Consider the following 12,926-nt stretch of genomic DNA (forward strand, 5'->3'; position numbering starts at 1 on the left):
GGGAGTGAAGCCGGGAGTGCTCCTTCGGTCGGGCTCCGCCCTCCCTGCGGAGCACGCCCGCTCGTTGCCCATCGACCCCCTTGGAGATATGCTTAGCCCTACATAAAGAAGACTGGCCGTGTAAACCATGTATGCGGTTTATTGTGTAAACCATGAATGGATTGCACAAGGCCAGCACAAGGCTTCCAGTAGATCTCTATCACTCCCCCCTGGAAGGGGAGTCGCAGAAGCCGAGCCGCAGGCGAAGGCTGATGCGGTGGGGGGCGGCGCCGCGCCACCTGGCTGCGGCCCCGAGCTACCGTCCGGTAGAGTCCATCTCCTCCACGACAGCGTGGTAGCGATTGGTTCTCAGGCCAGCCAGGTGCTGCCGCCGGCCGCTGGGCCATTGGATGGTGGCTTCCACTCGATCGGGGCCGGCTTCCCCCAACCCGAAGATCAGGCGCTTGTCATGGGAGGCCAGGAAGCTCCCCCCTCCGGTCAGCCATCGGACGCTCTTGCGTTCCCCCCAGTCGATCTCCACCCGGGCGCCGATGGCGTCCCGGTTGCTTCGGGTTCCCTCCAGCCGGAAACCGATCCAGGTCGAGTCCTGGCCCCGGTTGTTGCGTAGCAGCAGCGGGCGCCGGTTGAGCCGGACCAGCAGCGCGTCGGAATCGCCGTCGTCGTCGAAGTCCCCGGTGGCCAGGCCGCGAGCCGCATGCCCGGTCCTGAAGACCGGACCCGCCCGCTCCGCCAGATCCTGGAGCTTCCCCCGGCCGTCATTGCCCAGCAGCAGGGGAAGCTGCAGGTAGGTGATGTCCCTGCGGGCCAGCTCGATCGTCCGGGTGACATGACCGTTGACGATGAACAGGTCCTGGTGACTGTCGTTGTCGTAGTCGATGAAGCGAACCCCCCATCCCACGTAGGGCACGGTGAACCGGGTGAGCCCCGAACTCCGTGAGAGCTCGCGGTAGGGAAATCTTCCGCCGTTGCGATAGAGGGCGTGAAACTCGTCGTGAAAATTGGTGACCACGAAATCGGGGTTCCCGTCCCCGTCGAAGTCTCCGGCGTCGATGCCCATGCCCGACCGGGCCACCCCTTCTGAGTTGAAGGCCATGTCGGCCTCGAATCCCACTTCCCGGAAAGTTCCGTTCTGCTTGTTGAGCAGCAGCAGGTTGGGGGTGGCGTCTCCCGCGACCAACAGGTCCTGCCACCCGTCGCCGTCGGCATCGATGCTCACCACTCCGAAGGCCCGGCTCTTGTGCCGGTCAATCCCCGAGGCCTCGCTGACGTCGTCAAAGGCGCCGTCGCCCCGGTTGCGGAACAGCCTGGACCGGCTGGGAGTGTAGGACTTCTGATCGCAATAGGCGGGGATTCCCTTGTGATCACAGGTGATGGGATTGGCGAACGACAGCTCGGCGTAGTTGCACACGAACAGGTCCAGCAGGCCGTCACGGTCATAGTCGATCCAGGCCGCACTGGCTCCCCAGCGTTCCGGATTTCCGACACCCGCACTTTCCGTTGCATTCTCGAAGGTGCCGTCGCCGTTGTTGCGAAACAGCGTCGAGGATGGAAACCCGGTGACGTAGAGATCCTGATCGCCGTCATTGTCGTAGTCGGCGGCCGCCGCGCCCATGCCGTAGAAGCCGACCTGTCCCACCCCCGCGCCTTCCGCCACCTCCTCGAACCTGCCCTCTCCCAGATTGCGATAGAGCGCATTGCGCACCGGGGCCGGGCTCTTGCCCCTCGGCGTCTCGCCTCCGTTGACCAGGTAGATGTCCAGCAGTCCGTCGCCGTCGAAATCCAGGAAGGCCGCTCCTCCGCAGGAGGTTTCAATCAGGAAGCGGTCCGGGGATTCGCCGTTGAAGTGCTTCCAGGCAATGCCGGCAAAACCGGTCACATCGGTGAAGACGGGGGTCTCGGCTGGTACACCGCCCGGCCCGGCCCGGCCCGGCGGAATCAGGGAAAGGGCTCCCAGGATCCCAAGCAGCAGCCCCATCCAGGGCAGACGGGACCGGGTAACGATGCGACTATGGCAAGACAGGGTCAAGGGAGTTTGCCCCCAGGTGGGTCCCATGTAGCAAAGCCGGAGGGCACGCTTTCACATAGGCCGGGCCCCCGCTCTGGCAGACGGTTTATTCAGAAGAAAAACAGCCAACCGCCAATTAAGACGAACCACGAATGAACACGAATAATCACGAATACAGATGGACTGCCTTCAACGACAAGCGATACTAAAATGCTTCTCCAATTTTGTTACTTTGGTATCCCTTGAGCACAAACGTCACAATTTGTGTTTTGTGCCTTTTGTGGCCATTCCCGATAAACGTCCCGCTGCCGGGTTTTGCAAATGGCTCAACTCATCAATCAGTCTATTGGTGCTCATTCGTGTCCATTCGTGGTTCGTCGTTCCCCTTCGTGGATTGCTCTTTTTGTCCGTCGTGGATAGCTCTTCAATCGCTTCACGCAAGAAGCGTTTGGCAGGAAGGACGCGCAACGACATGGCCTTGGCGCCATGACCGGAGGCTGGGCGTCGCAAGGGCACCAGAATTTAACAGGAAATTATACCAGCAAGGGAGGGAGCCCAATCCGAGGGCCGGTCGGGCCGGAGCTTTCAAGACGCAGGCAGGGGGGCCGGGCTCACGGGGACCGTCTGTTGTTCCCGTTCCTGCCTGACCTCGGCCTCCAGCCAGGAAAGGACGCGACTCAACTTCTCCATGCCCTCCCGAATCTGGCCGGCGGTGACAATCAGAGGCGGGGCGATCATCAGCAGATTGGCCCGAGCCAGCAGGTGCAACCCCTCCGCCCAGGCACGACGGCGAATGCGGATGGGCAGCTGGGCATCCACAACCGGCGGAGCCAGCGGCTGCTTCGTAGCCCGGTCGGTCACCAGCTCGAGGCAGGCCAGCAGCCCCTTGCCCCGGACGTCGCCGATAATGGAGTGCTTTCGCTTGAGGGCCTGCAATCCCTCCATCAGCACTCGACCCATCCCTTGGGCATTGTCCACGCAGCCTTCCTCTCGATAGGCTACCAGACAGGCTCGGGCGGCAGCGGTGGCCAGCGGGCTGCCCGCATAGGTGCTGCCGATGGGAAGCATCCGACTCTCGAAATGGCGGCTGATGTGGGGACGAACCACCACCGCCCCCATGGGGACATAGCCGGAGGTGATCCCCTTGGCCATGACCATGATGTCGGGAACCACCGAGTCGTGGTTGACGCCGAACCAGGCACCGGTGCGTCCGAAGCCGGTGATGACCTCGTCGGCGATCAGCAGGATCCCGTGGCGGTCGCAGAGATCCCGCAGACCGGCCAGGTAGCCCTCCGGAAGGGGAAATCCGCCGGCGGCCCCGGTGAACGGCTCCACGATCACCGCGGCCACGGTAGCGGGGTTTTCCAGCTCGATCTGGCTCTCCAGGGCCTTGAGACAGTGAATGCCGCAGTCGGGGTTGCTGAGCCCGAAATCACAGCGGTAGCAGTAGGGGTCGAAAAAGCGTACGGACCCTGGCGGCCCGGGCTCCACCGCCATGCGCCGGGGATCCCCGGCCGTGCCCAGGGTCGCGAAGGTCGTCCCGTGGTAGCTGCGGTACTTGGCAAAGATCTTGGGCCGGCCGGTCACCATGCGGGCCATGATGAAGGCCAGTTCGTTGGCCTCGCTGCCGCTATTGACGAACATGCACTTGTCGAGGTCGCCCGGAACCAGAGCGGTCAGTTCGTCCGACAGCAGCGACCTTTCGGCGGTCAGGAGCTGGGGGGAGATGCAGCAGGCCTGTTCGGCCTGCCTCTTGATGGCCTCGGTGACCCGGCGGTTACCGTGGCCCAGGTTGCAGTTGAACAACTGGGAGAGGAAGTCGAGGTAGCGCCGGCCCTGCCGGTCCCGGAAGTAGACTCCTTCGGCCCCGGCAAACTCCAGCACCGGATCCTCGCACTCCTGGACTGTCCAGGGAATAAAGATATGCTGGCGGTCGGCTGGCATTTTTTGATTCGGCGGCACTCCATCCGGGAACCGGCCGGGTCGCCGGCGGAGCCCCACTCCGCCGGCGACCGCAGCCGATGCCGCCCTTTCAGGTCACTGCAGCTCCACTCCTTAGCCGGCCGGAGCCCGGAGCCATCAGACCTCCAGGTTGTACCCCTGCTCCTCGTGGAGAGAGATATCCAATCCCTCGGTCTCCACCTCTTCGGAGGCTCGCAGGCCGATGATCCCATCCACCACCTTCAGGAGGATGAAGGAGATCACGCCGCTGTAGACCAGGGTAACCACCACGCCGATGACCTGGACTCCGAACTGGGAACCGATGGTCATGCCTTCGGCGAGACCCTGCCCGCCCAGACTTTCGGCGACAAAGACTCCGGTCAAGAGGGCTCCCACGATTCCGCCGACGCCGTGGACACCAAAGACGTCCAGGGAATCATCGTATCCCAGCTTGTACTTGAGGATGGTGGAGGCCCAGAAACAGCAGGCCCCGGCCGCGATCCCGATGACGATGGCTCCGAGAGGCCCCACGCTGCCGGAGGCGGGCGTGATCGCCACCAGGCCGGCCACGGCGGCGGTGACGATTCCCAGCACGCTGGGTTTGCCGTTCCTGACCCACTCGATCAACATCCAGGTGAGGGCAGCGGCTCCGGTGCACACCTGGGTGACCAGCATGGCCATGCCGGCGGCGCCGTCGGCGGCCAATGCGCTGCCGGCATTGAAGCCGAACCAGCCCACCCACAGCATGGAGGCCCCCACCACCGTCAGGGTCATGCTGTGCGGCGGCATGGGAGCCGTGGGATAACCGCGCCTCTTGCCGATCAGGATGGCTGCAACCAGTGCCGCGATGCCGGCATTGATATGGACCACGGTGCCCCCGGCGAAATCGAGAATGCCCAGCTCGCCGAAGAAGGAACCGTCACCGGCCCAGGTCATGTGGCAGATAGGGGCATAGACCAGCAGGGACCAGGCCGCCATGAAGACCACCATGGCCGAAAACTTCATGCGTTCGGCAAATGCCCCCACCATCAGGGCAGGCGTGATGATGGCAAAAGTCATCTGAAAGGTGAGAAACACCGTTTCCGGAATGGTGCCGCTCAGGCTGTCGGCGGTAATGCCACTGGCAAAGGCCTTGGAAAAACCTCCAACGAAGGAATGGATGTTGGTCACTCCCGCCTGCATGCCGGTGGTGTCGAAAGCCAGGCTGTAGCCGAACAAGACCCAGAGTATGGTGATCAGGGCTGTAAGCGCAAAGCACTGCATCAGCACGGAGAGGACGTTCTTGGCCCGGACCAGGCCGCCGTAGAACAAGGCAAGTCCGGGAATATTCATGAAAAGCACCAAAGCCGTCGCGGTCAGCAGCCAGGCGGTGTCTCCGGAGTCGAGTTGCGGGTGGGCGTCGGCAAGCGCCAAGGAAGGCATTCCGAAAACCAGCGCCAGCACCGACGCCAACGTAAACCGAAGCCGCCGCAGGCCTGGCCTGCAGCCAACCGATGATCTTTGAATAGGTAGCATGGTAGGTCTAACTCCTCAGTGGATTAGTTTGAAACCAAATTCTCGGCCCATGGGGCTTCGAATTCGAAAACTAAAGGGATGGATGGGGAGGCCGCTGTGAGGCGGTGAGTTCTTGCGAGTGGCCAGCGTTTGTATACTACAGAAACGCTCCTGCTTCAAACGAATTGTTGGCCAAAAACCCGGATTTGGCGGGGCAAACCCTTCTCTACCCGATTCTGCGGTTGGGCTACCTCATTGGGGACCTGATTTCAACCGGAAGCCCCTAAGGCAGGCGGGAAACCGGCTTGAAAGGGGAAGTTTGAAGGAGGAAGTTTGAAGGGGGAAGTTTGAAGGGGGCGGCGCAGGCGGGAAACCGGAGGAGGGCTACGACCAGTCTTGCCGGTTCGGACTTTCCCTAACCCATCTGGAAGGCGCGGGCCCGAAACAGGAAATCGACGATGTTGCCTTCATGGGGTTGATGCCAGTTGAGGCGAATGGTGGGAACCGGGCCCAGATTGAGACGGTCGATGTTGCGGGCATCCACCAGAGCCCGCCGAAAGGACTCGTCTCGGGTGATCCCGCTGGCCACCAGGGTGGGACCGATGGAGTCGATCATCTTGGCCTGTGGACAGCGCACCACCGAGACGAAGGGGTACATGTACTCCTTGCCGGCCAAGCCGGCTTCGGGCGACTGGCAGTGCACCACCGTGGGCCGAAGGTAGTCGCACCGCTGCCGGCGGACCAGGCGGTCCCCCTCCCTGAACCTGCGGGTCACTTCCTCGACCCCCTCCTGCTGCAGCCCGGCATCGATGTCGTTTGAGATGGCTTCCGCCTGCCCGGGTACCGTGAAGGCGGCCAGCGCGGCCCTGTCATCCTGGGGCGGCAGCGGTTCGATCGGCCCCAGCCGGCGAGCCAGGGCTTCCGCGATTTCCTCCGTGTGGCGGGAGGCCCAGATGCCCGAGCAATTGATGCAGCTCCGGCCGCTGTTGATCAGAACGCTGTCCACCAACAGGTCCAGGACCTCTTCCCAGTCGTCGACCTGGTCGTCGCCGATCAGGATCTTGCTGAATCCGGGACCGTGGACTTGTACCGCCGGATTGGCCTTGTACCGCTCCACCGTGGGTGTCCCGCCGAAAATCAGACTTCTGGGACAGTGGCCGACCACGGCGGCTCCCACCTCCCCGCCACCGGGATAGAGCGCGATGGCCTGTTTGGGGATCCCCGCCTGAAAGAAGGCCTGGGCCATGCGCCAGGGCGTCCAGGGCTCCTGGGGACCGGGCTTCAGAACCAGACCGATCTGAAGCGGGATGACCGGGAGCCAAAGGCTGTGGACACCGGGGGAATTGGAGGGCAGCACCATGCCCAGTACCGGAGTGTTGGCCTGGTAGCTGCGCATCAATCCATCTTCTTCTCCATATCCTCGACCCAGAAGATCCAGATCCAGGCCCCGCGTCAGTGAGCGCAGGATATTCCCGATCTCGTCCAGGACATACCTGAGCTTGGCCATGTTCATGCGGCACATGTGCTCCGGAAGGCCCGTGGTCGCCGACTGTTGGCGGACAAACTCCTCGGGAGTCTGAGTCCCTTCTCCCAGGGGCAGCTCGGCCGAGGAAAAGAGGCTGCCGGCCTTTTGGATCCGGGTCAGAAGCTCCTCGGATGGGATCTCGCGCAAGACCTGGCGCGCCCGCTCCGCACGCCGCATGTCCCTGGCCACCAGACCGGGATTGGCCTGGCTGACCTCGGCTACCGGCTCTCCGGTGGCGAAGTGGACCACCTTCTCGACTTCCAGGCTCTTGTATGGCTCTCCCCAGCGCAGGACCGGAAAGTGAATCACGTCATCCTCCATTCCATCCCCGGCGCCGCCCCACCCTTCCCTCCGGCGGTCCCGCGGGCGCCTGACTCAATAAACCCCCACCGTGGTGGCGGTGGCGAACCGGCTATAGGGCCGCAGCCCGCTCACCCCATCCCAGGAGTAGGCCTCGCAGGGCGGCTCGCGTTCTCCCTCGTCCCGTTCCAGAAACCGGGGCAGGAAGAACTCCCTGGTCAGTGTGGTCAGCATGACGCGGCCAGTCTCACCGTAGTCCACCTGCCGCGACGTGTCGTCGAAATCCACCAACTGGATCACCGCCCTGGGCTGAGGCGGGTAGTAGGTAATCTTGTAGCCGTTCTCGGGACCGCTGGGCCCACTGGCGGCCAACCCCATCAGCGTATTGCCGTAGGTGGGAGTCAGGTAGACGCTTCCCAGCAGCTCCTCTCTGGCGAAGCGGTGCCACTGGGGAGTGAACTCGGTGCCTCCCGAAAATATCCCCTTGATTCCGGACTCCTCCAGGCTGGAATTCTCCTCCTCCAGGCGGTTGGCCAAGGCCTCCAGAAGCTTGGGCGTGGTGAACAGGCACTGGATATCGTGCCCGGCCCCCAGGAGGTTTATGGCCTGGTCGATGACATGGTCCTGGTAGGCCTTGAGATGATCCATCCATCCCTTGTTGATCAGCTTGATCACCCAGCGCGGGTCCAGGTCCACGCAGAAACAGATGCCCCCGCGGTAGTGGGCCAGATGCTCGACGGCCAACCTCAGGCGGCGAGGGCCGCTGGGACCCAGCATCAGCCAGTTGGAGCCTCTGGGAAAATACTCCTCCGGAAGGGTCTCGGAAAAAAGCTCGTAGTCGATGCGAAAATCTTCGATGTTGATCCGGCTCTTGGGAATACCGGTGGTGCCGCCGGTTTCAAAGACATAGACGGGACGGTCGGCCAGGGCCTTGGGCACCCAGCGGCGCACCGGGCCCCCTCGTAGCCACTCGTCCTGAAAATGCCCGAACCGGACCAGGTCGGAAAAGCCGCGCACTTCCCGGCGGGGGTCCCAACCGGCTGAAGATGCCCACTCCAACCAGAACGGACAGCCGGTGGCGGGATCGAAGTGCCATTGCACCATCTCCACCACGTGGGCATCCAGTCGTCTCCGGGACTCCTCGATTTTTTCACGGTCGGATTCACCGGTGACCATGCTCATGAGCCTGTTCGGGGGTTCAACGAAACTGCTTCGGACCCTGGCAGTGCAGCCACTGGGTCTTCCAATGCGGGCGCCGTCCCTCTACCGATGCCGGCGGAAGGCGGATTATAGCCCAACTCGGACGAAAACGGCATCTTTCGGGATGGACGGGATGAATTTCCGGGAGATCCTGTTTATTCTGTCTGTCGAGCTTGATGCAAGATTCGCAGCGGCGCAGGTCATCTTGCCGGCAAACCCGAGCTTCTGCCTGTTTCAATATCAGGTGCGACCGGATGAACAATGATGCCTAACCACAAAACGCACAAAAGGCACCATTGGTGTTTTTGTGCCTTTTGTGGCTATTCCCGGTTAACGTCCCGCTGCCGAATTTTGCTAAAGGCCTTGTCTTGCCTTACCCGAAACAAACGCTGGCGCCTGGTGGCTGGAAACCAGTTCAAAGTCGGGCATGGGCAGATTCTTGATTCACATCGATGCACAGGATGCACAGGATTTTTTCAGCATTAGCTTCTTATTCCGGGAATCCGCAAAATCGCACCGGATCATCGCCTGAGCCGGCTTCTCGTGCAGGAAGCTCTCATCCTGTTAATCCTGTGCATCCTGTGCATCGATGTTCAATCATCTTGTTCCCGACAGGCCATGAACTTCTCTTGTTTCACTCTCGGATGATCCGCCCACCAGAGCGGGGGTGGCACTTGTTTCTATTTCATGGAGGACCTCAATGACCTCGTTCCCCTTGCCTCAACCCGATGCTGTCCAGCCGGTCAGGGCACTCACTCTCGAATACTACTCCGAAGGTCCGGTGATCGATTTGGAGGGCAACCTCTATTTTTCCCACGGAACTTCGATTTCCAGGATGGCCCCCGGCGGCGAGCCCATGGTCTGGGCCACCTGTGCGGCCCCCAACGGCCACAAGATCCTGGCCAATGGAGAACACCTGGTCTGTGACGGCACGGAGCACGGTGTGCTGCGGTTCGATCCGGAGGGAGGCCGGCTGGGTCGGGCCGCCGGGGGACGCTGCCAGGACCTGGAGATCGACGGCCCCAACGACATCTGCCTGCACCCCGGAGAGGGGTTCTACTTCACTGACTGCCTGCCCGGGAAGGGCGCCGTCATCTTCGTGGACCTGGAGGGAAGGCAGACCGTGGTGGCCCGGGACATGGACACCCCCAACGGCATTGCGCTGTCGGCCGACGCTCGAAGCCTGTTCGTCTCCGAAAGCCTCCCCAACCGGGTGATCCTCATTCCCCTTGCCGGGCCGGGCCGGGCCGCGGGACCTCCCCGGGTCTTCGCCGACCTTCCCCGCCATCCCGACGGCGAAGAGGGTGGCAAGAATCTGCCGGACGGCATGGCCCTGGACCGGGACAAGCGTCTCTGGGTCGCCCACTACGGAATGGCGACGGTGCAGGTGCTGTCTCCCGAGGGACGGCTGCTGGCCAGCTACGACACCGGCATGCGCTGCACCAGCAACATCTGCTTCGCCGGCCCCGACCTGGCCACCGCCTTCGTCACCGGCGGCGACGGGGAACCCAGCCCCGGCGGCCTGGTTCGTCTGGATGTGGGCGTTCCGGGATTGCCAATTCTTCCCGCCGGAAGGTAGAGGAATTCAGTCGAAACAACATCGGCGGACGGGTCAAGTATTGTGAGGTCAGGATTTTCGATTGTTGATTGCAGATTTGAGGCAGAATCGATCGTCCTTGCTCCCCAATCAGATATCAAGAATCATCAGAGCCTTTTGCAAATTTCGGCAGGGGGACGTTTGCCGGGAATGGCCACAAAAGACACAAATCCCAATTTATGACTTTTGTGCTTTTTGTGGCTAGACATCATTTTTCACCAGGTCGCACCCGATGCGGTATTGGACGAATCGACAATTGACAGCACCGGAGGCGATGGTAGTCTGTAAGACTCAGACGAAAAACAACGATTTCAGGAAGGCACGTCCAGAGGGCACGATGCGCAAGGGATTTTCTTTAATCGAGTTGCTGATCGTGGTGGCGATTATCCTGATCATCGCCGCCATAGCGGTCCCGAACCTCCTCAGGGCGAGGCGTTCGGCCAACGAAGCCTCCGCTACCGCTTCCATGAGAACGATCGGTACCGGCCAGCTCATGTACCGGTCCACCCACGGCACCTTCACCAACCTGGCGGGTCTGGCGGAGGACGGCGTGATCCCCTCCGATCTGGGATCGGGGACCAAGAGCGGCTACAAATTCACCAGCGAACCGGGCGACAACCCGGCTCAGCAGTTCACCGTAACCGGGGTTCCCGAAATCGCCGAAGGGGCCACCGCTACCGGAACCAGGACCTTCTTTACCGACGAAACGCAGGTGATCCGGTTCGCCATCGGATCCGAAGCCAACGCTGCCAGTACGCCTGTCGGGAATTAGCGAACAGCGGCCAGCGGCCCACGCATCAGCCTTCTACCCGCTTCTTGGACGCCGTCTCCATGGGGGAATGATGGGCAGGTCTGTAAGCCGAATTCTGTTCCCTCGTAGAGGGCAACGGTCATTCCTCTAGCCCGGGAGTTGCCTCCCGGATCCAGCATTCTACCCGGATGTCAAGCGGCGCGGGTCACGCCTCCATCCCTATTTGAACTTGCTCCATGTGGGGTTTGCCAGGCATGCCCGTTGCCGGGCACCCGGTGCGCTCTTACCGCACCATTTCACCCTTACCCCTTGCGGGGCGGTATCTTTTCTGTTGCACTTTCCGTACCCATGGAGAAACTCCATGAGCCCCCCGTATTACGGGGCACACTGCCCTGTGGAGTTCGGACTTTCCTCCCGCCCAATGCGCTGGCATTGAACCGGCGACCGTTCGACCTGCCCGACGGCATTTTAGCCCGCATTTCCCCCCAGGTCGCTACCGAAACCATCAGAGACTGTTTATTTTCAGCAGCATATTGGTCCTGTCTTGTGGTCAATCGGAAACAGACTGCGTTGGGCATGCCCCGGCGTGTCCTATTCCCTCCAGCGGGAACACGCTCTCCCGACCGAAGCGACCGCTTTGCTCTTCGCTCGCAAGCGCGCGCTGGAGAAAATCCGGTACCTTGATCATGTTCGCTTATCCGAAACAAACGAAAAAGAGTAATCCACTAAGTTACACGAAGGAATACCAAGGGCAACGAAGGGATTTTCAAATCGGGATTCAAGGAGACCATCCAGCCACTTCGGTTGCACTGACTCTTCCTTGAAGGGTAATCGTGACGAAAGCGGCTCCCACGACGTCGTGATATCAATGTCACGATATCGCAGCAGCGTTCGGGTGCCGTTGGTCATTGAATCAGGCCCATCCCAATCCCTGTTCAATCGTGTCCATTGGTGGTTCTTCTTCAAGAAGGCGCTGGCCGGATCAATCGAGCCCGGCAGCGGAATCAGGCCAGGGAGGCGAACCCTCTCCGCTCCAGTCCAGCGGCAGCAGGGACTGTCGCCACAGTCCCGGCTCCAGCAGCGGCCCGGCCGAGGGAGGCTTTCTCCCGAGTTGGTGCCGGTCGCACAACCGGCGGATGAGATCGGAAATCCGCTTGCGATAGATCTTCAGTCTGCCCTGTGGCGGCCCGTAGAGATCCCGGTAGACCGGCACCAGCTCCGGAAATTGCTCCCGCAGAAAGGGCACCCAGACTTTCTCGATGGAGGAGGTGACAAACAGGACCCTGGCAGCCAGATAGACTGCGCCCCGGCGCTTGACGCCGCGTACCAGGGCTTCCAGGTCTGCCGGTCGGTCGGTAATCCGGGGAAGCACCGGCATGACCAGCACCCCTGTGCTCATACCCACCCTTGACAGCTCCTCGAGGGCGAGTAGCCTCCGCCGGGGTGTAGCCGCCCGTGGTTCCAAGGCTCTGGCCAATTGGGTGGAGAGGGTTGTGAGAGTGATATTGAGGTGCACCTCATTGCGGGAGGCAATTTCCTTCCACAATTCCAGGTCCCGCAGGACCAGGTCGGACTTGGTGGTCAGTGATATCCGGAGCCCGCGCCACTCGGCCAGCCTCTCCAGAATCGCCCGGGTCAGCTTGAAGCGCCTTTCAGCCGGCTGATAGGGATCGGTGGCGGTGCCAATGGCAATGGGCCGGTCTCGCAGCCGGGCCGACAACAGGTCCTTCTCCAGAACGGCATCCCCGTTACGCTTGGCATAGATCTCGGACTCGAACTGGCCTGCCTCCTCCCGGCCCATGTATTCGTGAGTATAGCGAGCGTAACAGTACTTGCAGCCGAACTCGCAGCCCCGGTAGGGATTGATGGTCCAGTAGAACGGCATTTCCGGATTCGAGCAACGGTTCAGCACCGATTTGACCTCGATGGACATATAGCGTGCACGCCGCTTGCGCACCAATTGGGTGCTCTCCGCCGCCAGCCGGGCGATCCCCACCAGTTTTCCGGGCTCCTTGAGCATAGCTATATATTCGCTTTTTATTCGCCCTTTGTCAAGTTTTGTTGAATCCTGCAGCCAAGAAGAAATGAGTGATCCACCCAGGAACACGAAGGA

The 12,926-nt window shown here is 61.7% G+C and carries 8 protein-coding genes and 1 other RNA gene; 2 read left to right on the forward strand and 7 right to left on the reverse strand.

Features of this window, described 5'->3' with window-relative positions:
- Window positions 1-295 precede the first annotated feature (295 nt).
- The 5 genes from OXI69_06655 to OXI69_06675 all read right to left on the reverse strand — a co-directional run bounded on the left by OXI69_06655 (window position 296) and on the right by OXI69_06675 (window position 8,447).
- On the reverse strand, window positions 296-2,053 hold the full coding sequence (locus OXI69_06655; protein ID MDE2665813.1) for a CRTAC1 family protein: 1,758 nt from the start codon (window positions 2,051-2,053) through the stop codon (window positions 296-298).
- Window positions 2,054-2,590: 537 nt separating this feature from the next.
- A complete protein-coding gene (locus OXI69_06660; GenBank protein MDE2665814.1) occupies window positions 2,591-3,949 on the reverse strand; it encodes an aminotransferase class III-fold pyridoxal phosphate-dependent enzyme in 1,359 nt (452 codons plus the stop codon).
- Window positions 3,950-4,084: 135 nt separating this feature from the next.
- Window positions 4,085-5,368, reverse strand: coding sequence for an ammonium transporter (locus OXI69_06665; GenBank protein ID MDE2665815.1), 1,284 nt, complete (start codon window positions 5,366-5,368; stop codon window positions 4,085-4,087).
- Window positions 5,369-5,855: 487 nt separating this feature from the next.
- Window positions 5,856-7,274: an aldehyde dehydrogenase family protein gene (locus OXI69_06670; GenBank protein ID MDE2665816.1), complete on the reverse strand. Its 1,419-nt coding sequence runs from the start codon at window positions 7,272-7,274 to the stop codon at window positions 5,856-5,858.
- A gap of 66 nt (window positions 7,275-7,340) precedes the next feature.
- Window positions 7,341-8,447: a hypothetical protein gene (locus OXI69_06675; protein MDE2665817.1), complete on the reverse strand. Its 1,107-nt coding sequence runs from the start codon at window positions 8,445-8,447 to the stop codon at window positions 7,341-7,343.
- A 718-nt stretch (window positions 8,448-9,165) separates the two neighbouring features.
- On the opposite strand from OXI69_06675, the gene OXI69_06680 reads away from it, so the two are divergent.
- Together OXI69_06680 and OXI69_06685 are read left to right on the forward strand one after the other, a co-directional pair.
- On the forward strand, window positions 9,166-10,044 hold the full coding sequence (locus OXI69_06680) for an SMP-30/gluconolactonase/LRE family protein (protein MDE2665818.1): 879 nt from the start codon (window positions 9,166-9,168) through the stop codon (window positions 10,042-10,044).
- A 355-nt stretch (window positions 10,045-10,399) separates the two neighbouring features.
- A complete protein-coding gene (locus tag OXI69_06685) occupies window positions 10,400-10,834 on the forward strand; it encodes a prepilin-type N-terminal cleavage/methylation domain-containing protein (GenBank protein ID MDE2665819.1) in 435 nt (144 codons plus the stop codon).
- 67 nt (window positions 10,835-10,901) lie between these two features.
- Here OXI69_06685 and rnpB read toward each other — a convergent pair.
- Both rnpB and OXI69_06695 read right to left on the reverse strand, forming a co-directional pair.
- Window positions 10,902-11,273: RNase P RNA component class A (rnpB, locus tag OXI69_06690), an RNA gene on the reverse strand.
- A 522-nt stretch (window positions 11,274-11,795) separates the two neighbouring features.
- Window positions 11,796-12,833 carry a radical SAM protein gene (locus OXI69_06695; GenBank protein ID MDE2665820.1) on the reverse strand — a complete coding sequence of 346 codons (1,038 nt, stop codon included), beginning with the start codon at window positions 12,831-12,833 and terminating at the stop codon, window positions 11,796-11,798.
- Window positions 12,834-12,926: the final 93 nt, after the last annotated feature.

The sequence above is a fragment of the Acidobacteriota bacterium genome, from assembly GCA_028875575.1.
GTDB lineage: Bacteria > Acidobacteriota > Terriglobia > Versatilivoradales > Versatilivoraceae > Versatilivorator.

Bases quoted from the DNA above. Each gene is read 5' to 3' on its own strand.
- OXI69_06680 (MDE2665818.1), top strand. From the start codon at position 9,166: ATGACCTCGTTCCCCTTGCCTCAACCCGATGCTGTCCAGCCGGTCAGG.
- OXI69_06655 (MDE2665813.1), bottom strand. From the start codon at position 2,053: ATGGGACCCACCTGGGGGCAAACTCCCTTGACCCTGTCTTGCCATAGT.
- OXI69_06685 (MDE2665819.1), top strand. From the start codon at position 10,400: ATGCGCAAGGGATTTTCTTTAATCGAGTTGCTGATCGTGGTGGCGATT.
- OXI69_06695 (MDE2665820.1), bottom strand. From the start codon at position 12,833: ATGCTCAAGGAGCCCGGAAAACTGGTGGGGATCGCCCGGCTGGCGGCG.
- OXI69_06675 (MDE2665817.1), bottom strand. From the start codon at position 8,447: ATGAGCATGGTCACCGGTGAATCCGACCGTGAAAAAATCGAGGAGTCC.
- OXI69_06660 (MDE2665814.1), bottom strand. From the start codon at position 3,949: ATGCCAGCCGACCGCCAGCATATCTTTATTCCCTGGACAGTCCAGGAG.
- OXI69_06665 (MDE2665815.1), bottom strand. From the start codon at position 5,368: ATGCCTTCCTTGGCGCTTGCCGACGCCCACCCGCAACTCGACTCCGGA.